Annotated in this window: 21 protein-coding genes; 16 read left to right on the top strand and 5 right to left on the bottom strand. The window is 39.2% G+C overall.

Features of this window, described 5'->3' with window-relative positions:
- Window positions 1–14: 14 nt before the first annotated feature.
- A complete protein-coding gene (locus CWR48_RS15060) occupies window positions 15–758 on the top strand; it encodes an ABC transporter ATP-binding protein (RefSeq protein WP_115774146.1) in 744 nt (247 codons plus the stop codon).
- Between the two features lie 85 nt (window positions 759–843).
- Here the strand turns inward: CWR48_RS15060 and CWR48_RS15065 are convergent, their stop codons facing one another.
- Both CWR48_RS15065 and CWR48_RS15070 read right to left on the bottom strand, forming a co-directional pair.
- Window positions 844–1710, bottom strand: a complete 867-nt coding sequence (locus tag CWR48_RS15065) for a YitT family protein (protein WP_115774147.1) — start codon at window positions 1708–1710, stop codon at window positions 844–846.
- A gap of 90 nt (window positions 1711–1800) precedes the next feature.
- Window positions 1801–2259 carry an SRPBCC family protein gene (locus tag CWR48_RS15070; protein ID WP_115774148.1) on the bottom strand — a complete coding sequence of 153 codons (459 nt, stop codon included), beginning with the start codon at window positions 2257–2259 and terminating at the stop codon, window positions 1801–1803.
- Between the two features lie 177 nt (window positions 2260–2436).
- Here CWR48_RS15070 and CWR48_RS15075 point away from each other — a divergent pair, with 177 nt between their 5' ends.
- Window positions 2437–2640: an alpha/beta-type small acid-soluble spore protein gene (locus CWR48_RS15075; RefSeq protein ID WP_115774149.1), complete on the top strand. Its 204-nt coding sequence runs from the start codon at window positions 2437–2439 to the stop codon at window positions 2638–2640.
- A gap of 56 nt (window positions 2641–2696) precedes the next feature.
- On the opposite strand, the gene CWR48_RS15080 is transcribed toward CWR48_RS15075, so the two are convergent.
- Entirely contained in the window at window positions 2697–3791 is a 1095-nt protein-coding gene (locus tag CWR48_RS15080; protein ID WP_115774150.1) for a branched-chain amino acid aminotransferase, read from the bottom strand.
- Between the two features lie 141 nt (window positions 3792–3932).
- On the opposite strand from CWR48_RS15080, the gene CWR48_RS15085 reads away from it, so the two are divergent.
- Window positions 3933–4709: an HAD family hydrolase gene (locus tag CWR48_RS15085; RefSeq protein WP_115774151.1), complete on the top strand. Its 777-nt coding sequence runs from the start codon at window positions 3933–3935 to the stop codon at window positions 4707–4709.
- Window positions 4710–4812: 103 nt separating this feature from the next.
- Here the strand turns inward: CWR48_RS15085 and serA are convergent, their stop codons facing one another.
- Window positions 4813–6399, bottom strand: coding sequence for a phosphoglycerate dehydrogenase (serA, locus tag CWR48_RS15090; protein ID WP_115774152.1), 1587 nt, complete (start codon window positions 6397–6399; stop codon window positions 4813–4815).
- Window positions 6396–7556, bottom strand: coding sequence for a pyridoxal-phosphate-dependent aminotransferase family protein (locus tag CWR48_RS15095; RefSeq protein WP_115774153.1), 1161 nt, complete (start codon window positions 7554–7556; stop codon window positions 6396–6398). Before CWR48_RS15095 ends, serA begins: the two co-directional genes overlap by 4 nt.
- Window positions 7557–7926: 370 nt before the next feature.
- On the opposite strand from CWR48_RS15095, the gene ilvD reads away from it, so the two are divergent.
- From ilvD to CWR48_RS15160, 13 genes are all read left to right on the top strand, one after another.
- The gene (gene ilvD, locus CWR48_RS15100; protein WP_115774154.1) at window positions 7927–9612 is read left to right on the top strand and encodes a dihydroxy-acid dehydratase; all 1686 of its coding nucleotides are present in this window, start codon (window positions 7927–7929) and stop codon (window positions 9610–9612) included.
- 913 nt (window positions 9613–10525) lie between these two features.
- Window positions 10526–12247, top strand: coding sequence for a biosynthetic-type acetolactate synthase large subunit (gene ilvB / locus CWR48_RS15105; RefSeq protein WP_115774155.1), 1722 nt, complete (start codon window positions 10526–10528; stop codon window positions 12245–12247).
- Window positions 12244–12768 (top strand): acetolactate synthase small subunit, encoded by a 525-nt coding sequence (gene ilvN / locus CWR48_RS15110; RefSeq protein WP_115774156.1) that lies wholly within the window; start codon window positions 12244–12246, stop codon window positions 12766–12768. Before ilvB ends, ilvN begins: the two co-directional genes overlap by 4 nt.
- A 180-nt stretch (window positions 12769–12948) precedes the next feature.
- A complete protein-coding gene (gene ilvC / locus CWR48_RS15115; RefSeq protein WP_115774157.1) occupies window positions 12949–13983 on the top strand; it encodes a ketol-acid reductoisomerase in 1035 nt (344 codons plus the stop codon).
- Entirely contained in the window at window positions 13970–15514 is a 1545-nt protein-coding gene (locus CWR48_RS15120; protein WP_115774158.1) for a 2-isopropylmalate synthase, read from the top strand. Before ilvC ends, CWR48_RS15120 begins: the two co-directional genes overlap by 14 nt.
- Window positions 15515–15536: 22 nt before the next feature.
- Window positions 15537–16643 (top strand): 3-isopropylmalate dehydrogenase, encoded by a 1107-nt coding sequence (gene leuB / locus CWR48_RS15125; RefSeq protein WP_115774159.1) that lies wholly within the window; start codon window positions 15537–15539, stop codon window positions 16641–16643.
- A gap of 18 nt (window positions 16644–16661) precedes the next feature.
- Window positions 16662–18068, top strand: coding sequence for a 3-isopropylmalate dehydratase large subunit (gene leuC, locus CWR48_RS15130; RefSeq protein WP_115774160.1), 1407 nt, complete (start codon window positions 16662–16664; stop codon window positions 18066–18068).
- 11 nt (window positions 18069–18079) lie between these two features.
- Window positions 18080–18661: a 3-isopropylmalate dehydratase small subunit gene (gene leuD / locus CWR48_RS15135; RefSeq protein ID WP_115774161.1), complete on the top strand. Its 582-nt coding sequence runs from the start codon at window positions 18080–18082 to the stop codon at window positions 18659–18661.
- Between the two features lie 103 nt (window positions 18662–18764).
- Window positions 18765–19733 (top strand): threonine ammonia-lyase, encoded by a 969-nt coding sequence (gene ilvA, locus CWR48_RS15140; protein ID WP_115774162.1) that lies wholly within the window; start codon window positions 18765–18767, stop codon window positions 19731–19733.
- A gap of 567 nt (window positions 19734–20300) precedes the next feature.
- Window positions 20301–21311 carry an ABC transporter ATP-binding protein gene (locus tag CWR48_RS15145; protein ID WP_115774163.1) on the top strand — a complete coding sequence of 337 codons (1011 nt, stop codon included), beginning with the start codon at window positions 20301–20303 and terminating at the stop codon, window positions 21309–21311.
- On the top strand, window positions 21298–22230 hold the full coding sequence (locus tag CWR48_RS15150; RefSeq protein ID WP_115774164.1) for an ABC transporter ATP-binding protein: 933 nt from the start codon (window positions 21298–21300) through the stop codon (window positions 22228–22230). Before CWR48_RS15145 ends, CWR48_RS15150 begins: the two co-directional genes overlap by 14 nt.
- Window positions 22231–22237: 7 nt before the next feature.
- The gene (opp4B, locus tag CWR48_RS15155) at window positions 22238–23200 is read left to right on the top strand and encodes an oligopeptide ABC transporter permease (protein ID WP_115774165.1); all 963 of its coding nucleotides are present in this window, start codon (window positions 22238–22240) and stop codon (window positions 23198–23200) included.
- Between the two features lie 29 nt (window positions 23201–23229).
- The gene (locus CWR48_RS15160; protein WP_115774166.1) at window positions 23230–24138 is read left to right on the top strand and encodes an ABC transporter permease; all 909 of its coding nucleotides are present in this window, start codon (window positions 23230–23232) and stop codon (window positions 24136–24138) included.
- Window positions 24139–24172 lie beyond the last annotated feature (34 nt).

Genomic DNA, 24172 nt, shown 5'->3' on the forward strand with positions numbered 1-24172 from the left:
AAGGGGGGTACAGTTTGAGTCTAGAATTAAAAAACGTAGGTCGTACCTTTGCAGACAAACAGGCGGTGAGGGATGTTTCCTTCACTGCTAAGCAAGGCGAAATTATTGGATTGTTAGGTACGAGTGGCTGCGGCAAGAGCACAATACTCCGAGCAATTTCTGGACTTGATTCCGAGTATGATGGAGAAATCGCCGTAAACGGTAAAGTCACAAGAGACATTCAAGAGGAAGTAGGATTCATCTTCCAAGAGCCTCGCTTGTTCCCTTGGTTAACGGTACTCGATAATGTCACCTTTGGATTAAAGGGGAGTAAATCGGAGAAAGAGAAGCTTGGAAAAGCCTATTTAGAAAATGTCGGTTTGAATGATAGTGCACATCTATTTCCAAAGCAGCTATCTGGGGGAATGGCACAGCGGGTAGCGATAGCTCGTGCTCTTGTTACATCACCAGAAATATTACTGCTTGATGAGCCATTTAGCGCACTAGATGCCTTTACAAAAATGCAGCTCCAGGATTTGTTGCTTAATATATGGAAAACGTATCAATCAACGATCGTCATCGTCACTCATGATATCGATGAAGCAACATATTTATGTGACCGGATTATTATTTTACGAGGACAACCAGGGAAAATAGATAAGGAAATAGGGATTAGTGAACCGCGGCCACGAGCAAGAGGCAGTATGCTTCTGGCAGATATAAAAACAGAAATATTAGAAAGTCTGGGTTTGAATCGAACGGAAGTGCTTGTGAAATAGACTTTACTTGGTAGTTAAAACGCCACTGGAACTGGAATTTTATTCATTCCAGTTCCAGTGGTGTATTGCTAAAAGATGGTATTGATTATAATTTCTGCCCGTAATATTTCTCCAATGAAAACCCGCGACCCATAATTTCAGATGCGTTAATGAAGATAACAAACGATGTTGGCACTTCTTTTTGAAGTAATTTCTTTAAATGTACTGCTTCTGGTTGTTCGGCGACACATAAAAGCATTGTCTTATCTAGGTTTGAATAGCCACCAACAGAGCGTACTTTCGTTAATCCTCGATCAATTTCATCATGAATCAAGTTTTGCACCTTTTCCTCTTCTTCGGTAATGACAACAATTAGCTTCGTAGCAGAGGTCCGTAATTGGACAAAGTCAATCGCTTTTCCTGAAATATAAATTGCTAATAATGCGAATAAAGTTAGCTCTAAATTAAAGACGATAATGGATAAAGCGACAACAATTCCATCGACAATGAATTGTGAATAGCCACTTGAAATACCGGTGAATTTTTTAACAATCTGCGCAATTGCTGCTGTTCCCCCGGTTGATCCATTTCCACGATACACGATCCCAAGTCCAACACCAAGTAGGATCCCACCATAAAGTGCGCCTAGCAATGGATTGGTAACGGTCAATGGAATATCTTCACTGAGAAAAATTATAAAAGGGACCCAAAATGTTCCGACTAATGATTTCCAACTAAACTCCTTACCAAGTGCTAGCCAGCCAATAATAAAAATGGGGATATTGATGACCAGCTGTACAGCTGAAGGGCTAAAATGATACAACTCATTTAGAATTGTCGAAACCCCAGAAATGCCACCCGCTGCAAGTTTTGATGGTAAGAAAAAAATATTGTAGGCTAAGCCAACTAATGTTGCACCGATAATGATATAGACATATTCGGTGATATTTTTATTGCTTCTAAAAAAATTCATGTTCCATTTCCCTCCAAATAATCATACCGTCTTTTACTGTATCATTCTGGAGTAATGGAGTAAATAAAGATTTAGCAAATAAAAAGATTTTTATACCGTTAATTTTTCTTTATTTCTTTCTAACATTTTTGCTGCGACCTTTTCTGTGAATTCTTTACCAACAGTAGGAATAACGGTATTCAAAACTGGGTTAACCATCTGTCCGATGATGCCTTTTAGAGAGATGTTCAGATAACCGGACATTTCTACTGTGAAATCAGTTAATGTGATTGCCTTAAAATAGCCAGTTCCGATGCTTGCCTCATTTAATCGTGATAAGCGAAAAGCGATATCTGTTGGTTTATTCCATTCAATAATATCTACTTTAAGATTGACTGTTTTCCTTATCACGCCGTCACCATGTAATTTCCAAATGGATCGTTGATTGTTGATGATTTCATGTTCAATATATCCTGGAACAAGTGGTGCCCAGTTATTGACATCACTAATAAATTCCCAAACTCTTTCAATCGGCATTTCGAGTCTAACTTGGTGTAAACCATGTACCATTCCATTTTCCTCCTATGTAGTGTTGTTGATGAAAAAAGCATACAAATGTAATATATGATAAATATTGTTTTATAGTACTACAATCAGCAGATAGTTGAACGTATAAAAAAGTCTAATAGTCAAATGATAAATGAGAACAGATTGATACTGTTCAATTCCCCCGAGGAGTGATCGAGGATGGCTGACAACAATCGTAATCAATTGTTAGTGCCAAATGCGGAAAATGCAGTGAACAAGATGAAGGAAGAAATCGCAAATGAATTCGAAGTTGAACTTGGAGCTGACACGACTGCACGTGAGAACGGATCGGTGGGCGGCGAGATGGTCAAAAGAATGATCCAAATCGCTGAAAAAAGTATGGCAGGTCGAGAAAATCAGTAAGTGAACGAAAAACCTGGTGCCCATCATATGGTGCACCAGGTTTTGTTATTAATCCATTAAAGATTTATTTTACTTTTAATATTTACCTTTTCCAACCAATTAAACGGATCTTCTAATTTTCCATATTGAATTGCTGTAATCGTATCATATAATTTTTGTGAAAGCTCGCCGATTTCACCATTATTAATGACAAGATGTTCCCCTTGCCAGCGCAGTTCACCAATTGGCGAAATAACTGCTGCAGTTCCAGAACCAAATGCTTCTTCCAATTGTCCACTTTGATGTGCTTCATACAATTCGGCCATCGATACTCTTCGTTCAGAGACAGGTACATTCCAATATTTTAATAATTGAAGAACGGAATCCCGTGTAATACCAGCAAGAATGCTTCCGTTTAATTGTGGTGTAACTACCTCACCGTTTATTTTGAAGAATACGTTCATCGCGCCTACTTCTTCAATATATTTTCGTTCCATACCATCAAGCCACAACACTTGTGAATAGCCTTCTTTTTCAACATTTTCCTGTGCCTTTAAACTCGCAGCATAGTTACCACCAGTTTTCGCTTCACCTGTTCCACCTTTTACTGCACGAACAAATTGGTCCTCTACCGCGATTTTTACCGGATTAATTCCTTCTTTGTAATACGAACCAACAGGTGACATGATGACAATCAATTTATAATGTTTTGATGATGATACACCTAAATATGGCTCAGTCGAGATAATAAACGGACGTATGTAGATTGAAGTTCCTTCAGAGTGTGGAATCCATTCCTTATCTACGATTAGCAGCTCCTTGATTGCTTCGAGTACAAAATCTTCATCAACTTGTGGAATGACAAGCCGGTCATTTGAATGATTTAAACGTTGAATATTCTTTTCTGGGCGAAATAACTGAATATCTCCAGTTTCTGTACGATATGCTTTTAATCCTTCGAAAACAGATTGGCCATAGTGAAATATCATTGAAGATGGTTCAATCACAAGGGGTTGATAGGGTACAATACGCGCATCATGCCATCCGATTGGCTCTGCATAGTCCATTATGAACATATGATCAGTAAATACTCTGCCAAATTCTAGTTGGCTTTCATTTGGTTTTTCCTTCTTGTTGTTCGTTAATTCTACTCGTATCGTTTGGTCTTCCATCTCACTATCTCCTCGTATACTGAAAGTTTTCTATATATCATAATAGAAAATTTATTTGAATGCAAGCCCTTATTTAGAAAATTCATGTTAAATTAGTATTAGGACTTTTCCTAACAAATTGATTCAAGGAGTTGCTGGACGTTGATAAAAGCTATTCTATTTGATTTAGATGATACATTACTTTGGGATGAGAAAAGTGTGAAAACGGCTTTCGAAAAGACGAGTAATGTTGCACATGCAAAGTACGAAATTGACCAAGAAGTATTCGAACAAAAAGTGAGAGAGAACGCTTGCCGCTTGTATGCAAGCTACGATGTTTACCCGTTTACACAAATGATTGGAATTAACCCTTTTGAGGGTCTCTGGGCTGAATTTCTTGATGAGGGGGAGGAATTTCGCAAGTTAAAGGAAATTGCGCCAACGTACAGGGAGGAAGCATGGACCCTTGGATTGCAGGATGTAGGAATTGATAATCCTGAGTTTGGACGTGAGCTTGCAGATTATTTTAGGGAGGCAAGGAAAGCAAGTCCATTTCTTTATGAAGATTCGTTAACGATTTTGGACCAGTTGAAGGGCGACTATAAGCTGGGGTTGATTACCAACGGCTCGCCAAGTTTACAAAATTTAAAACTAGAGATCACACAAGAGCTCGTTCCGTATTTTAGCGAAATTATTATTTCTGGAGATTTTGGCAGAGGGAAACCAGATCCAACTATTTTTGAGCATGCACTTAAGGCTCTTTCGTTAGATAAAAATGAAGCAATTATGGTCGGAGACAATTTACATACCGATATTCTAGGAGCAAATCGTGCTGGGATTCCCTCTGTTTGGCTTAATCGGCATAATCGAGAAAAGGGGGAAATTAAGCCAATGTATGAGATTTCGAATCTTTCTGAGCTTATGCGTATTTTGATATAAAAAAATCACCCTGAGCTTGTGGATATCAGCATCATCACACCATCCATTCAAACAAATAAGGATTAATCCGCTGCCAAACGGATTAATCCTTATTTGTTAGATATTAAAGATCAATAGCAATAACTTCTTTTATTTCTTCTAAATTCTTCAGTTCTTCTAAAGCATCTTGTTCCAAGTGTTTGTCAATCGTTAGCATCATAATCGCATTTCCGCCAATATCGGAGCGATCTACTTGCATTGTAGCGATATTCACATCATGTTTTGCAAGCATGCTTCCCATTCTGCCGATAACACCGGGTTGGTCAATATGCTGGATGACGACCATATGTCCTTTAGGTGTCACATCGACATGGTAGCTATCTACTTTGACAATTCTTGGTCCGAAGCCATTTAATAATGTCCCGGCAACCGCTTTTTGTTTCGATTTTGTCTTGATTTCCACGTTAATTAAATTCGTAAATCCTTTTAGTACCGATGTTTTGTTCTCGTTCACGGTAATTCCATTTCTTTCCGCAAGATATAATGCATTTACGTCATTTACATGACTGCCGAGATGACGTTTCAGAATACCCTTCACTAAATTTCTTGTTAGTGGTGCAACATCCATGTCATATAGCTCACCAGAATAGCTGATGCTAACTTCTTCTGCAACTTCTTTCGTTAAATCAATTAAGAATGCACCTAATCTCTCTGCTAAATCGAAGTATGGTTCAATTTTGGCAAGTGCTTCTTTTGGCAGTGAAGGTAGATTGACTGGATTCTTCACCATATCCCCATTTAAAAAGCTAATCACATCATGACTTACATCAATGGCAACACTTTCCTGCGCCTCAACTGTGCTCGCACCTAAATGCGGAGTGGCAACCACTTCGGTAAGCTCCAGCAATTTATGATCCATGAAGGGTTCCTGTTCAAAAACATCCAATGCAGCACCAGCTACTTTTCCAGATAGAATTGCATCATACAATGCGTCTTCATCAATGATTCCGCCGCGTGCACAGTTGATAATTTGTACACCATTTTTCATTAGCGAGAAAGCTTCCTCGTTGATCATATGCCTCGTTTCCTTCAGTAATGGTGTGTGGACGGTGATAAAATCTGCTTGTTTAATCACATCTTCAAATGTTCCGTAACCAATTCCTAACTTCTCTGCCTTTTCCTCAGTTAAAAAGGGATCATATGCGATAACATTCATTCGCTGTCCTTTTGCTCTTGTAGCAACTTCTACACCAATTCTTCCAAGGCCAACAATGCCAAGGGTTTTATTTTTCAACTCAACCCCGACATATTTCTTGCGATCCCATTGTTGGTTTTTCAATGCATGGTATGCTTGCGGAATGTTTCTTGATAATGCCATCAGCATTGCCATCGTATGCTCAGCAGCAGAGTTGGTATTTCCGTTTGGTGCGTTGACGACGATAATGCCATGCTCGGTTGCAGCATCAAGGTCGATATTATCGACACCAACTCCTGCACGGCCAATGATTTTCAAATTTGTTGCCTTGCTAATAAGTGAACGAGTAACCTGGGTTTGACTACGTACGAGCAATGCATCGAATGCATGAATTCGGTCCTCAAGCTGTTCAGCGGTTAAACCCGTTTCCATGACAATATTCACATTGTCTGCTTCTCTTAATGGATAAATACCTTCTTCGCTAAGTGGGTCACTAATTAATATATTAAAGCTCAAGATAATACCTCCTGTTGTAAATAAATTTCTTGGGCAGCCTTTACACCTTTGCCAAGATCGATTTTCTTACCAATTTTTATCAAGCCAAGCTCGATAATGCCAATAATTTGTAGCACATCAGCAGGAGAACAGTAGCCCATATGACCAATTCGGAAAATCTCTCCCTTGAGATGCTGCTGTCCACCGGCAATACTTAGGCCAAATTCCTCTTTAATCACTTTTCTTAAATCCTCTGCCGAAAAATCTGCTGGACGAACGGCTGTTACAGTTGGTGATGCTGATTGGTCATCTGTTAAAAGCGGAATATCATGTGCACGGAAAGCAGCTCTCGTCATGTTCATCATTAATTGATGTCTGGCATAGACAATGTCCAATCCTTCTTCATCAAAAAGATTTAGCACCTGATCCAAACCGAATAATAGAGAGGTTGCCGGTGTAAATGGTGTAGAATCCTCATTCATGCTGTTACGATATTTTTGCAAATTAAAATAAAAGCTCGGCTGCTCATTTGCTTCAATTACTTTCCAAGCACGCTCACTAGCAGCAATAAAGGTTAATCCCCCAGGAAGCATGAACGCTTTTTGTGACCCTGTCACTAAAACATCAATATCCCATTCATCCATCTTTGTTTCGACGCCAGCTACACAGGAGACACCATCGACGACAATTAGTGCATCGGATTGCTCATGAACAACCTTAGCCAGCAGGTCAATTGGATTGAGAACCCCTGTTGATGTTTCACAATAAGTAGTGAAGACAACGGTAACCTGAGGATGTTCAAGCAGTGCTTGCTTGAGTGCTGCTGGATTCACAGCTTCACCCCAAGCAACATTCAATTGATGGACGGTAATATTATATTCACGACAAATTTTACTAAATCGTTCGCCAAATGCTCCGGTGACGACAACTAATACTTCGTCACCTGGTTTCACGGTATTCACGACCGCTGCTTCTAGACCCGCTGTTCCACTGCCGGCAATCACTAGTACATCTTGCTTGGTACCGAAAATTGGCTTTAATCTTGGTTTGATGGATTGTAATAGCTTTTTCGTCTCACTTGCGCGGTGCCCAATCATCGGCTTACCCATTGCGCGAGTAACGCTTGGCGGAACCGGACTTGGTCCAGGAATCCTTAATAATTGTTGATCTGCTAGCATTTCTAGTCCCCCCAAAAAAGTTAATTTCTTAACCATAAATATATTTATTATATTCGTATTATAAGTGTTGTCGATATATTTTACTAATTGTAAATTCTTCTCAAATACAGTGTAAACGCTTCATCAACTGTTGGGATTGACTTAATTTTTTTAGTAGTTAAAAAAATATAACGACATTCTTATCGTCTAGGAAATTATTAAATTTGAATGCTGTGGATGACTTAATTACCGAGAATAGCCACGTCCTGTGGCAACGTCGAACCACCTCACGTCCGTGAGGCGCAGTCCGTACACAGCTCAAACGGGATAAATAGATTGAACTATTGGAAAATTATCCATATAATAGTTTGTAAGAAAGGTGGCTAGTACTATGACAAAAGATTTACGAATAAAAAGTAGTGCATTTGATGGTACGATGCGTGCACCAAACCGGGCAATGCTACGCGCGGTCGGATTAACAGACGAGGATTTCAAGAAACCAATGATTGGGGTAGCGGATACGGAAAGTGAAGTAACACCATGTAACATACATATGGGTTCCTTATCCCGCAGAGCAAAAGAAGGGGCCCGTGATGCAGGTGCGGTACCATTCTTATTCCACACAATCACTGTATCAGACGGGATTTCAATGGGAACACCAGGAATGCGCTATTCCTTACCTAGTCGTGATATCATTGCTGATTCTATTGAGACAGTAGTTGGAGCAGAGAATTTTGACGGACTTGTTGCATTTGGTGGCTGTGATAAGAACATCCCAGGTTGTATGATTGCAATTGCCAATGCAGAAATTCCCTCTGTATTCGTTTATGGTGGTACGATTGCACCTGGACATTTGAATGGCAAGGATATTGACCTTGTTTCCGTATTCGAAGGTGTAGGAAAGCATAATAACGGAGATATTACGGACGCAGAATTAAAGGCAATCGAATGTGCAGCATGTCCAGGAGCTGGTGCATGTGGAGGAATGTACACGGCGAATACGATGGCATCTGCTATTGAAGCACTTGGGATGAGTCTCCCGGGAAGCTCTTCACATCCAGCCGAATCATCTGAAAAAGAAGTTGATTCAGAAGAGGCTGGACGTGCAGTAATGAATCTTTTAGAGAATGGAATTTATCCAAAAGATATCATGACAAAAGAAGCATTTGAAAATGCGATTACAGTTGTCATGGTACTTGGAGGATCCACAAATGCAATCCTACATTTGCTTGCGATTGCCCATGCAATTGAAGTCGATCTAACCATTGATGATTTTGATAGAATTCAGAAGAAGGTTCCACATCTGGCTGATCTGAAGCCAAGTGGTCGTTTCGTAATGGAAGATTTATATAAAGTTGGTGGCGTACAAGCAGTAATGAAGATGTTATTTGAAGCGGGTTACCTGCATGGGGACTGTATGACAGTTACAGGAAAAACAATTGCAGAAAACTTAAAAGATGCACCATCACTTAAAGAGGGGCAAGAAATTATTGCACCACTTGATAATCCGAAACGTAAAGATGGTCCATTAATTATTCTTAAAGGTAACCTATCTCCAGAAGGCTCTGTTGCAAAGGTCTCTGGTGTGAAGGTGAAAGTGCATACTGGCCCTGCACGTGTATTTGATACGGAAGAAGAAGCGACCGCAGCGGTCATGAAAAACGAAATTAACGAAGGTGATGTGCTGGTCATCCGTTTTGTTGGTCCAAAAGGCGGACCTGGTATGCCGGAAATGCTATCCATCTCTAGTATTCTAGTAGGTAAAGGATTAGGAGAAAAAGTAGCATTATTAACGGATGGGCGTTTCTCCGGTGGTACACATGGACTTGTTGTTGGGCATATTGCACCTGAAGCACAGGTCGGTGGTCCAATCGCATTCCTAAAAGACGGCGATCTTGTAACGATTGATTCTGAGAAGAAACAATTGACATTTGATGTATCGGAAGAGGAACTCGAACAACGTCGCGCCCATTGGGTTGCACCACCATTATACAAAAAAGGTGTTCTAGGCAAGTACGCACATAATGTTACAAGTGCATCACGTGGCGCTGTAACGGATTATTTAAACCGTGACTAATTGTCATATAAAAATAACTCCAGGGAGCTTTACACCTGGGGCTATTTTTATATAATATGCAATATATTGCACTCCTAAAGTCTGGATCGAGTGAGTGGAATTAAAGTTTCATCATGGTATTCTTTGCATGATTGAAATACTCCTCAACAGGATTTAATAATCGTTGAGAACCTATATTGTGTATAGAAACTTATTTTGATAATACAACTTAAATTTTCTATAAGCATAGCAAAATCATTTATTTCAGCTAAAATTCAGATTGTAACAATTTTTTAATATTTTTTCATAAATTGAAAAATGCTTACTATATTAACAATGTAAACGCATCCAATATATTGCGATTTGTTACAACTATCAAAAAACTTCGAAAAACCTATTGACCCGCGCAGGAAAAAGTTATATGATTAACCGCAATATAAAGTATTCGAAATCATTCATACTTTAGTAAACAATTTCGTACATTTAAGTAATAATTTTGTTCCAACGATGAAAATAGAATAATGACGAACTCGATGACGGGAATAAAGGAATATGGAAAGTGTACTTACAGAGATCTAGGGTTGCTGGAAGCCTAGAAGTACATATTATTCTGACATCTTCCCTGAGTGCTAGGCTGAAAGGTATCTTCCCATTAGGCTTGGTCAGGTGCAATAATTGTACCTGTTATCAATGAGGCTAAGTTATTAGCCTTTTGAGGTAGTATTCGCAAGGATGCTATAAACATGGGTGGTACCGTGAAAAGAAGACTCTTTTCTCCCCAATTATTTCTGAAAATTTGCAGATTTATGGGGAGAGTGGGGTCTTTTTTGATAGCTCAAAACTGTACCTCAATAGCGTATAAACGCATTACTTACACAAGAAGAGAATGATTTACACTTTCCAAATTCTAATAAACATGGAGGAGGTAGTTGAGATGAAGATGGAGGCAAAGCTTGAGACACAATCAAAGAAAAAGCTTAAAACAGGTGCAGATTTATTAATCCAAACATTGGTTGATAATGGAGTTGATACGATTTTTGGATATCCTGGTGGTGCAGTATTACCGATTTATGATGCACTCTATCAAAGTGAGGCGAAATTCCAGCATATTCTGTCACGACATGAACAAGGTTCGATTCATGCGGCAGAAGGATATGCGCGCGTTACTGGAAAACCAGGTGTTGTCATTGCTACCTCGGGCCCTGGTGCAACAAACTTAGTAACAGGTATAACGGATGCGATGATGGATTCCTTACCACTTGTGATTATTACAGGTCAGGTTAGCAAGAACGTTATTGGTACAGATGCATTCCAAGAAGCAGATATAATCGGGATTACAACACCGATCACGAAATATAATTATCAGTTAAGTAATATTGCTGATATGCCAAGAGTCATTAAAGAAGCTTTTCATATTGCTTCAACAGGACGTCCTGGACCCGTTGTTATCGATATTCCAAAAAATATCTCCGAAGTATTAACAAGTGACGAGTACGATAGCGATTTTTATTTACCAGGATACCAACCGACAATCAAGCCAAATGCATTACAAATTACGAAGCTAGCAGAAGCTTTAAGCCATGCAAATCGGCCACTGATATTAGCTGGCGCTGGCGTATTATTCGCCAATGCTTCAGAAGGATTAAAGGCTCTTACGGATGAATACCAAATCCCAGTGACAACAACCTTGCTTGGTTTAGGAGGTTATCCAGGATCTAGTGAACTATCATTAGGGATGGCGGGTATGCATGGAACGTATACAGCAAATATGGCCATCCAAGAATGTGACTTATTAATCAACATCGGTGCCAGATTTGATGATCGACTAACTGGAAATCTTCAGAAATTCGCACCAAAAGCAAAGATTGCCCACATTGACATTGATCCAGCAGAAATTGGAAAAAATGTTAAGACAGATATCCCAGTTGTTGGGGATGCGAAGGAAGCAATCCAGGAATTGTTGAATTGTCCAATCACCATACAAAGCCATACAGATTGGATTAACAAATTACAAAAAGACAAAGTAGACTTCCCGCTATGGTATGATCACTCAGATAAACTGATTTCTCCACAGTGGTTAATCAAGCAAATTAATACGATTACAAGTGGGGGCGCGATCGTTACAACTGACGTTGGTCAACATCAAATGTGGGCAGCACAATTTTATAATTTTAATAAACCGAATAAATGGGTTACCTCTGGTGGGCTTGGAACAATGGGCTTCGGCTTCCCAGCAGCAATCGGTGCACAGCTTGGAAAACCAGATGAATTAGTAGTTGCCATTGTTGGAGATGGTGGATTCCAGATGACCTTCCAAGAACTCTCTGTTATTAAACAAAAAAATCTACCTGTTAAGGTAATCATCGTTAATAACGAGGCACTGGGAATGGTTCGTCAATGGCAGGAAAGCTTCTATGGTGAGCGATATTCAGAATCACTATTATCTGAAAACCCAGATTTCGTAAAACTGGCAGAAAGTTATGGTATTCGTGGCGAGCGAGTAACGAAAGAGGCTGATGTTCCAGAATTGCTACGCGATGTTTTCTCCTACGATGGTCCAGTAGTTGTTGACTGTCGTGTTGAAAGACTAACCCTTGTTAATCCAATGGTTGCCTCTGGAACTGGATTAGATGAAATGATTGGGGTGACGAAATGAGAAGAATCATAACCGCAACCGTGCAAAACCGAAGTGGGGTACTAAATCGGATTACAGGAATGTTATCAAAGCGTCAATTTAATATCGAAAGTATTTCCGTTGGAGCTTCTGATGTGGAGGGAATTTCGAAGATGACCTTTGTTGTCGAAATAAGTGACAACCAGAAATTAGAGCAACTGACGAAACAATTAAATAAACAAATCGATGTATTAAAGGTATCCGACATTACGGATAATGCAATTGTTGCAAGAGAGTTAGCACTGATCAAAGTTAGTAGCAACAGTCAATTACGTGCTGAAATACAAGGTGTCATTACACCATTCCGTGCAAGTGTGATCGATATTAGTAAAGATAGTCTCATCATTCAAGTAACAGGGAAGCCAGAGAAGGTGGATGCACTCATTACCTTGCTCAGACCATATGGAATAAAAGATTTAACCCGAACAGGTGTAACAGCATTCACGAGAGGGCATCAACCAGAACAGCAAGTAACCAACATTAATTCATTTTCTATCCTATAAGTTGCGTTTGATTCTTAACTAGTAAACTTGTAATTGTTGGTAAAAGAACATTACGCTCACAATCCCAGCGTAGGAAATACACGGAAAGCGGAGTGTATTTCCGGAGCGGAGCGACTATTATAACCAGAAAATGCAACAAAATATAAAACAATAAAACTAACATTCGAGAGGGAGATAAATATGTCAAAAGTACTTTATGAAAAAGATATTCAAAAAGAGGTATTACAAGGTAAGAAAATCGCAGTAATTGGCTATGGTTCACAAGGGCATGCACATGCACAGAACTTAAGAGAAAGTGGCTACGATGTTGTCATTGGTCTAAGAGCTGGTAAATCACAACAAAAGGCAGAGGAAGATGGCTTTACAGTTTATCCAGTAGCAGAGGCAGTAAGTGAAGCAGATGTAATCATGATCCTTTTACCAGATGAAAACCAAAAACAAGTATATGAAGAAAGCATTAAACCAAATCTAACAGCTGGAAATGCACTTGTATTCGCGCATGGCTTTAACATTCATTTTAGCCAAATCGTACCACCATCAGATGTTGATGTATTCCTTGTAGCACCAAAAGGACCTGGACATTTAGTACGCAGAACCTTTGAATCTGGTGCAGGGGTACCAGCATTATACGGTGTTTACCAGGATTACACTGGAAATGCTACTCAATTAGCACTTGCATATGCACAAGGAATTGGTGCAGGTAGAGCGGGAATCTTAGAAACTAGCTTCCAAGAAGAAACGGAAACAGATCTATTCGGAGAGCAAGCGGTATTATGTGGTGGGGTTACAAGCTTAATTAAAGCAGGTTTCGAAACACTAACAGAAGCAGGATACCAACCAGAAGTTGCCTACTTCGAATGTATGCATGAAATGAAATTAATCGTTGACCTTCTATATGAAGGTGGACTTGAAAATATGCGCTATTCAATCTCTGATACAGCACAATGGGGTGACTTCGTATCTGGACCACGTGTCGTTAATGAAGATACGAAAGCAAGAATGAAAGACGTATTAACCGATATTCAAACTGGTAAATTTGCAAAAGATTGGATTCTTGAAAACCAAGCTGGTCGTCCACAGTTTAATGCAATCAATGCAGCAGAAAACAAACACCAAATTGAAACCATTGGAAGGGAGTTACGAGATTTAATGCCTTTTGTCAAACAGGAAGTCAAAACAAAACAAAAGGAAGTGAAGCAGCATGTCACAAATTAAAATCTTTGATACCACGCTTCGAGATGGGGAACAATCCCCAGGTGTGAACCTAAATAAGCATGAAAAATTGGAGATTGCCAGACAGTTAGAACGCTTTGGAGTAGATAGAATGGAGGCAGGGTTCCCTGCTTCCTCCAAAGGAGATTTTGACGCAGTAAAATTGATTGCCGATACGATTAAGGATTCATCGGTTACAGGGCTAGCGAGAACTATTAAATCTGATGTTGATGCAGCATGGGAAGCATTAAAAGGTGCTGCAGAGCCACGGCTGCATTTATTTATTGCAACGTCAGAGCTTCATATGCGCGATAAACTTATAATGACCCCAGATCAAGTAGTAGAATCTGCGGTTAACATGGTAACCTACGCAAAACAAAAATTCCCACAAATTGAATGGTCAGCAGAGGATGCATCGAGATCAGATTTAGCATTTTTAGCTAGTATCATCGAGCAAGTGATTGATGCTGGTGCTACTGTAATTAATCTACCTGACACGGTTGGTTATGCAACACCTGCAGAATACGGCAAAATGTTCCGTTATATTAAAGAAAATGTGCCAAATATTGATCGTGTTGCATTATCGTGTCATTGTCATGATGATCTTGGTATGGCAGTTGCTAACTCGATTGCTGCAGTAGAAAACGGGGCAACTCAAGTAGAGGGAACGATAAATGGAATTGGTGAGCGTGCAGGAAATGCAGCATTAGAAGAAGTTGCTGTGGCCCTAAAAATCAGGTCCGATTTTTATCCATATGAAACGAGACTTCAACTAAATGAAATTAAACGGACGAGTGACCTCGTTTCGAAATTGACTGGAATGTACGTGCAGGCGAATAAAGCAATTATTGGCCGTAATGCATTTGCACATGAATCAGGAATCCATCAAGATGGTGTATTGAAAAATGTCGAAACCTACGAAATCATCACTCCAGAAATGGTTGGTGTCTCGTCCAATACATTATTCCTTGGTAAGCATTCTGGACGCCATGCGTTTAAAGATAGAATTAAAGAATTAGGTGTAGAGCTTACAGATGAACAACTGAAGGAAGCCTTCAACCAATTTAAGCAATTAACGGATCATAAAAAAGAAGTAACTGACGATGATTTATATACAATTGTCATGGAAATAAAAACTGATTCAGCTGCAGTTAATAAATATAAATTGGAAATGTTCCAAGTACAGTATGGTACAACAAATATTCCTACAGCTACAGTCGTATTGAAGACACCTAGTGGCGAAACAGTACAAACTGCTTCCACAGGTAAAGGTAGTGTAGAGGCATTATATCAAACGTTAGACAATTTGATTCACGAGGAATTACATCTAATCGACTATCAAATTAACTCCGTTGGTGGCGGGAAAGACGCGCTAGCTGAGTCCTATGTCCAACTAAATGTAAATGGGCAAACAATGAATGGGCGTGGTGCTGCACAGGACGTCCTTGAAGCCTCCGCGGTCGCATTTTTAAATGCTGTGAATCGCTACATCGTACAGCAGCAAACCATGAAGCAAAAGGAAATTGTGAAATAAAAGGGAAGGGGGTTCCAAAATTATGAAGAAGCATATTGTTTTACTTCCAGGTGACGGAATTGGACCAGAAATTATGGAATCAGCAAAGGCTGTATTAAATACGGTTGCGAATGAGCACAATCATGAGTTTATCTTTCATGAGCATGCAATTGGTGGTGATGCAATCGATCGATATAATCATCCACTTCCAGAAGAAACGATTCATGCATGTGAGGCAGCAGACGCGGTTCTTTTAGGTGCGGTAGGTGGGAAAAAGTGGGATAGTAATCCCGGCCATTTGCGTCCGGAAAAGGGCTTATTAGGTATTCGTAAAGCACTTGGTCTTTTTGCAAACCTACGTCCAATTAAAGGATTTAATTCTCTACTTCATGCATCACCGCTAAAAGAAGATATTATTACAGGAAGTGATATTTTAATTATCCGTGAGTTAACTGGTGGGTTATACTTTGGCACCCCAAGTGAACGCAGGGAGAATGGAAATGTCGTTGTCGATACCCTTTACTATGAACGACATGAGATAGAAAGAATTATTGATAAAGCATTTCAAAGTGCGATGCAAAGAAAGAAACAGTTAACATCTGTCGATAAGGCGAATGTGCTCGAATCAAGTAGAATGTGGCGGGAAATTGTCGATGAAAAGGCTAGTGTTTATCCAGAGGTAAAGGTAGAACATTTATTAGTCGACGCTGCTGCAATGAAGCTGATTACCCAGCCAAATCATTTTGATGTTATTGTTACTGAAAATTTATTCGGTGACATTTTAAGTGATGAAGCATCCGTTTTAACTGGATCACTTGGAATGCTGCCATCTGCAAGTGTTCGTACGGATGGTGTCGGACTTTATGAACCTGTACATGGATCAGCGCCAGATATAGCTGGAAAGGGAATTGCCAATCCATTCGGAATGATTCTATCGGCAGCGATGATGCTTAGACATTCATTTGGACTTGAGCAAGAAGCTGTGGAAATTGAAAGAGCTGTAAATGAAACGTTAGAGCAGGGATATCATACAGCTGATTTACAACTCAAAGATGGAAAGCTTGCAAGTACGAAAAAAATTACAGATGCAGTAATCGAGAATTTAACAACAAAGAGTATTTCTAATAGTATTTGTAACACATATGTCTGATTGGAAAGGAGTATTAATATGACAAAACCGGAAACAATTATTAAAAAAATATGGGATAAACACGTTGTCCATCAAGAAGAGGGAAATCCAGATTTATTATATATTGATCAACATTTAATTCATGAAGTGACCTCGCCACAGGCGTTTGAAGGATTACGATTGAATAATCGAACCGTTCGCCGTCCAGATTTAACATTTGCAACAATGGATCATAATGTGCCAACAAAGAATCGGGAAAATATTAAGGATGAGATTTCTAGGAAACAAATGGAAACCTTGAAGACAAATTGTGAAGAATTTGGGATTAAACTTGCGGATATGTTTCATCCAGATCAGGGAATCGTTCATGTAATTGGACCACAGCTTGGTTTAACCCAACCTGGGAAAACGATTGTATGCGGAGATAGTCATACATCGACACATGGTGCATTTGGTGCACTTGCCTTTGGTATTGGTACGAGTGAGGTCGAGCATGTTCTTGCGACACAAACAATTTGGCAAGAACAGCCAAAGACAATGAATGTCCATGTTGAAGGGGATTTAGGCCCAGGTGTTACAGCAAAGGATTTAATTCTTGCAATCATTGCGAAGTTTGGTGTTAAATTCGGTACCGGGCATATTGTTGAATATACAGGTGATGCGGTTCGTAAGCTGTCAATGGAAGGTCGTATGACGATTTGTAATATGTCGATTGAAGGTGGAGCAAGGGCAGGGTTAATTAGCCCTGACCAGACTACGATTGATTTTCTTCGTGGTCGGGAATATGTACCACAAGGTGAAGCATATAATGAAATTGCAGATGAGTGGCTTGCACTTGCAACCGATGAAGGTGCCGAATATGATGCAACCTTAACGATTCAAGCAGCAGAAATTGAACCACAAGTATCATGGGGAACGAACCCGGCAATGTGTGTGCCAATTAGTGGAGCAACGCCAAGTCTAGCAGATGTGGAGCATAAGGAAGATGTACAAAGAGCGCTTGAGTATATGGGATTAGAGGAAAATCAACCAATTACATCAATTGAGATTGATCATGTCTTTATTGGATCATGCACGAATTCACGTTTTGCAGATTTAGAAAAAGCGGCTAGTATAATAGAAGGAAAAAAAGTAAAAGAAGGTATAAAAGCGATTGTCGTTCCGGGTTCATTCAGCGTGAAATTGCAGGCTGAACAAGTGGGACTCGACCAAATCTTCTTAAATGCAGGCTTTGAATGGCGTAATTCCGGTTGTAGTATGTGTTTAGGAATGAATGATGATATTATCCCACCTGGTGGCAGATGTGCATCGACATCAAACCGTAACTTTGAAGGTAGACAAGGAAATGGTGCACGTACCCATCTTGTTAGTCCAGAAATGGCGGCTGCGGCGGCAATTGAGGGACGTTTCGTTGATGTACGCAAATTTGCAGGTGTATTGAATTAGGAGGGATGTAAATGGAAGCAATCAAACAGCATCAAGGACTGGTTTTTCCTTTAAATCGCAGCAATATTGATACAGACCAAATCATCCCTAAGCAATTTCTAAAACGAATTGAAAGAACTGGATTTGGACAATTTCTGTTTTTTAATTGGCGCTTTGATGATGAAGGAAATGAACGAGCAGATTTTGCATTAAATGAACCGAAATACGAAAATAGTACCGTACTCATTGCAGGAGAGAACTTTGGCTGTGGTTCTTCAAGGGAGCATGCACCATGGGCGCTCTTGGATTATGGATTTAAAGTAATCATTGCTCCAAGTTTTGCTGATATTTTTTACAATAATTCATTGAAAAATGGGATTATTCCTATTAAAATGGAAGAAGTACAGTTAAATAAATGGATGGAGCAAGCAGAAACTGGTAGACTAGTATTAGATATCAACCTGCTTGAACAGACCATTACAGATCAAGAGAACCTAATCGTACCTTTTGATATTCCTGAGTATCATAAGGAAAAGCTGATTAATGGCTGGGATGATATTGCGCTAACCTTACTACACCAAGAGAAGATTGAACAATTTGAAAATTCGTTATAACATTCATTTGTGAGAATTATCACGTTCTCACAAATGAAAATAAAATAAATAAGGAAGTGGCCTAATTGGGGATTGCTTAACCGGTGAGTTAGTGCACAATGCGATGAAGCGCTTAGCGCCTATCGTCCATCGTACACCAATACTCACATCAGCGACAACAAATCAGTTACTTGGAAAACATATCTATTTTAAAATGGAAAATCAACAGAAGACCGGTGCATTTAAGTTTCGTGGTGCAAGCTATAAATTAATGCAACTGACGAAAGAGCAACTAGCAAAAGGTGTTATTACTGCTTCAGCGGGAAACCATGCACAGGGAGTTGCGCTAGCCTCTAGAAAGTTAGGGGTAAAAGCCACAATATTTATGCCGGAAAAAACACCATTAGCAAAAGTAGATGCGACAAGAAATTACGGCGCAAATGTTGTGCTTACTGGTGAAAGCTTTCAGGAGGCCTATACAGCGTCATTAGAAAAACAAATGGAAAGTGGTTCCACTTATATCCATCCTTTTGATGATCATCAGTTAATGGCTGGTCAAGGAACAATCGCGATGGAATTATTACGTCAAGAGGACCGTATTGATACGATTATCGTACCGATTGGTGGTGGCGGATTAATAAGTGGTATTGCAGTTGCAGCAAAATACGTAAATCGTAATATTCGAATTATCGGTGTTCAAGCAAGTGGTGCATCTGCAGCATATGATAGCTTCCATTCTAAAAAGAAGATGAAAACAAGTACTGTATCGACAATTGCTGAAGGCATTGCCGTTAAAGAGCCAGGAGAGCATACATTACCAATCATCTATAACTATGTGGATGATGTGGTAACCGTAACAGATGAAGAGATTGCATCTGCTATTGTTTATATGCTCGAGCGAAATAAAACATTAGTAGAGGGTGCAGGGGCTGCTGCAACTGCTGCATTATTTGCCCATAATGATCAAATTAACTCCCGCCATTGTGGTGTGATTGTAAGTGGAGGTAACTTGGACATTGGGATGATGGCAAGAATTCAACAGCTTGCTTCAGAGGATCGTCATGTAGAGAATCAATCTTTGATAGCCCTATAAACTTCTGAATTGGATAGCCTAGCAGATGCTGGGCTATTTATTTTTCCCCAAATTAGGAAAAAGTTCTACAAAGCACGCTAATATTTGCATATATGTAGGGTGAAAATGAAAAAAATAGAAGGAATAATAAATATTTTTCTCTATTGATGAAACCCTTGATATCCCTGCTGCTACTAGTTCTTTTATTGTAAAAACGGCAATATACTGATAATTGGTAGATAAAACTTTCAGAAAACATCTTGCTTTTCTGAAATTATTCACTTATAATTCTTTATAATATATTAAGATTTATTTACGAAATGGTTTCAACCGTAATAAATAGTCCTATTTTTAGCATTAGCTCTAATCGATTGTTTCATAGAATTTTAGATTCTTATAGCTGGAATTATCGGAAAAATAAATAAATTGATTAGCAAATGCTTATCCTATTCCATGTTATTTTTACATTTAATTATTCGAAAATTACATCCAATATTAATATTCCAAATAATAATTAGGGCAATGGATGACCCTTAGTAGAGATGGTCATTTTGGGACAGAGCAAATTAGTACCTAGGGGTGAGAAGTTTGAGCAATAAATTATTAGAGATCAACAATTTAAGAACCTCATTTCGTATTGGGGATAAATATTATGCAGCGGTAGATGATGTATCGCTCACAGTAAATAAAAATGAGGTCTTAGGAATTGTAGGAGAGTCTGGGTCAGGGAAGAGTGCATTAGCATTTTCGATAATGGGATTACATACAAAGGCTAGAGTTGAAGGGAATATTTTTTATAAGGATCAAGACATTGCAAATATCGCACCAGCGAAATTAAATAAATTACGTGGCGATGACATAGCAATGATATTCCAGGATCCACTTACAGCACTAAATCCACTAATGAAGATAGGCGATCAAATCGCTGAAACACTAATCTTACATAAACCGGAAATGTCACAGAAACAGCGTAAAGATAGAGTAATAGAGTTAATTAATCTTGTTCGCATTCCGAGAGCCGAATATGTGTACGAGCAATTCCCACATGAGCTGTCTGGTGGAATGAGACAACGGATAGTAATTGCAATTGCAATTGCAAACCAACCGGATCTGTTGATTGCCGATGAGCCGACGACAGCATTAGATGTGACAATACAAGCGCAAGTACTGGATTTAATTCGAGAATTAAAAGATGATCTGAACTCAGGGGTAATATTAATTACGCATGACTTAGGTGTTGTTGCAGAGATGGCGGACAGAGTTGCTGTCATGTATGCAGGACAAATTGTAGAAATTGCTGATGTGCATACATTATTCGAGAACCCATTACATCCATATACAAGGTCGCTTCTCAATTCTGTACCTGCAGAAGGACAGGATAAACTCCATGTTATCCAAGGTGTCGTACCATCGCTGCAGAAGCTTCCTCGCAATGGCTGTCGATTTGCAGCAAGAATTCCTTGGGTAGATGAATCAGCACATGAAGAGAACCCAGAATTACATGAAGTGGAGCCTGGTCACTTTGTTCGCTGTACTTGTTATAGTCATTTTTACTTCCCAGATGAGAGCAAGGAGGCACAAGTTCATGGCAATTCTTGAGGTAGAGGATTTAAAAGTATATTTTCCGATTAAAGCAGGGATTCTGAACCGGACGGTAGATCATGTTAAAGCAGTTGATGGGGTATCATTTTCGATTGAACAGGGGAAAACATATGGCCTTGTAGGAGAATCTGGCTCTGGTAAAACAACAACTGGTAGAGCTGTGATTGGACTAGAAAGCATTTATTCTGGAAAGGTTTCGTTTAATGGCACAGATATAACGAACTTTGGAAGGGAGAATAGTGCATTACGGAAAGATGTTCAGATGATTTTTCAGGATCCATATTCGTCGTTAAATCCGAGAAAAAGAGTATTAGATATTATTTCAGAACCACTTCGAAACTTTGAAAAGCTATCAAAGACAGAGGAGAAGAAGCGAGTTCAAGAGTTATTGGAAATTGTCGGATTAAGTCCAGAGAGTATTTTAAAATATCCACATGAATTTTCTGGAGGGCAAAGACAGCGGATTGGAATTGCAAGGGCAATTGCACTAAAACCAAAATTAATTATTGCGGATGAACCTGTATCAGCACTTGATGTATCCGTTCAGGCACAGGTACTGAATTTCATGCAGGACATTCAGAAGGAACTAAATTTGACTTATCTATTTATTAGTCACGATTTAGGTATTGTCAAGCATATGTGTGATGACATCGCAATTATGTATAAAGGTCGTTACGTTGAGCAAGGAACGATAACAGATATATTTAATAATCCGCAACATATTTATACAAAGCGACTCGTTTCAGCGATTCCTGATATTAATCCTAGAAATAGGGAAAAACAGTATCGTATTCGCCAGGAGGTACAGAGAGAATATGCGAATTCCTTTAATGACTACTTTGATAGTGAAGGATTGGCATATGGGTTACAACCTGTATCGGATACTCATTTAGTTGCTTTGCCAGAGAGAGGGTGATGATCAGATGTGGAAATTTATCGTTAGAAGGATATTAATTACGATACCTCAAATCATTCTCCTTAGTGTTTTAATCTTTCTATTGGCACAAGCAATGCCAGGTGATGCACTATCGGGTTTGGTGGATCCAAACGTCAGTCTGGAACAAAAGAATGCATTAAGAGAAAAACTTGGATTAAATGATCCATGGTATCAGAAGTATGGGGAATGGGCATCGGGATTGGTGCAGGGTGATCTAGGACAATCCTTCCGATTTAAAATGCCTGTAGCTGATTTATTAGAGCAGCGATTGATTAACACTTTTTGGTTATCACTTGCGACATTAATCATTACATATATTATTGCAATTCCATTAGGGATATTGAGTGGTCGATATAATGACTCCATTCTTGATTCATCGATTACCGGTTATACATATCTAGGATTTGCAACACCATTATTTATTTTTGCACTTGTGATGCTCTGGGTATTTGGCTATCAATTGCAATGGTTTCCAACGAGTGGAAGTGTCACACCAGGTCTTGAACCAGGAACATTAGAATATGTATTAAGCAAGGCACGACATTTATTACTGCCAGCCATCTCGATGGCATTAATTCAAACCGTTTCAACGGTACAGTACTTACGAAGCGAGATTGTAGATACAAAACAAAGAGAATTTATTATTACTGCTAGAGCAAAAGGTGCTTCGGAATCCAGGGTTTATAACAGACATATATTAAGAAATTCATTACTGCCGATTGCAGCATTCTTTGGTTATGAAATTACGTTTCTAATCGGAGGAACCGTCTTTGTTGAAATGATTTTTGGATTTCCAGGGATGGGCCAGCTCTTCATTGAATCGATAAATTTACGCGATTATAGTGTTGTAAACGCTGTTGTACTAATATTTGGGATTGCAGCAATTCTAGGTGCACTTTTATCAGATATTATCTTAAGTCTCGTAGATCCACGTATCCGTATTAAATAAGAATCAAGCTAAACGTTGGAGTGATAAATATGGAAGTAAACAATGCAAATCTAGCGAATCAAATACAGGATCCTACGAAGAGTCCATCTGGCTTAAAAATCCTTTGGAAGGAAATTGTCAGAGATAAGCTCGCACTCATCTCATTAATACTATTGGTTCTTATTACGGTGTTTGTTTACGGAACTGCAGTGGTACTCGACCAGGATGAAATTGTCAGAGTTGATTTGTTCGCAATTCATGAGCCACCATCGGAGGAATTTATTTTAGGAACAGATTATGGCGGGCGTGATGTTTTTGGTCAATTAATAATCGGTACGAGAAATTCACTTTCAATTGGATTTTTAGTAACGGCGATTAGTGGAATATTTGGAATAGCTTTCGGATTAATTGCAGGATACTTTGGTGGATATACAGATAATGCGTTGATGCGTGTCCTCGACTTCTTCCAAGTTTTACCGTTTACAATGTTAGTCATTGTGTTTGTATCGATCGTACCGAATTATACGATTTTGGCATTTTCTATCATTATGGCAGCCTTTAACTGGATGGGGATAGCAAGATTAATCAGGTCAAAGGCACTGCAAGAGAAGGAACTAGATTATGTACAGGCATCGAAAACGCTTGGTACATCGCATACGAAGATTATTTTTAGAGAAGTGATGCCGAATATTAGCTCGTTAATTATTGTAACGATGACATTGAATTTAGCAGCGAACATCGGGATTGAATCGGGATTGTCTTTCTTAGGATTTGGTTTTCCTGAAAGTACACCGAGTCTTGGTACATTATTAAGCTATGCGACAAATCCGCAAACATTGGAATATCGTTGGTGGATTTGGGTACCAGCTGCTGTACTGATACTCATAATGATGCTAATGATTCGTAATGTCGGTGAGGCGCTAAGAAGGGCAACAGACGCAAGGCAAAGAAGAGGCTAATGTAGATATGGGATGGGGGATATTTAAGGGGGTG

This window comes from Oceanobacillus arenosus (genome assembly GCF_003369575.1).
GTDB lineage: Bacteria > Bacillota > Bacilli > Bacillales > Amphibacillaceae > Oceanobacillus > Oceanobacillus arenosus.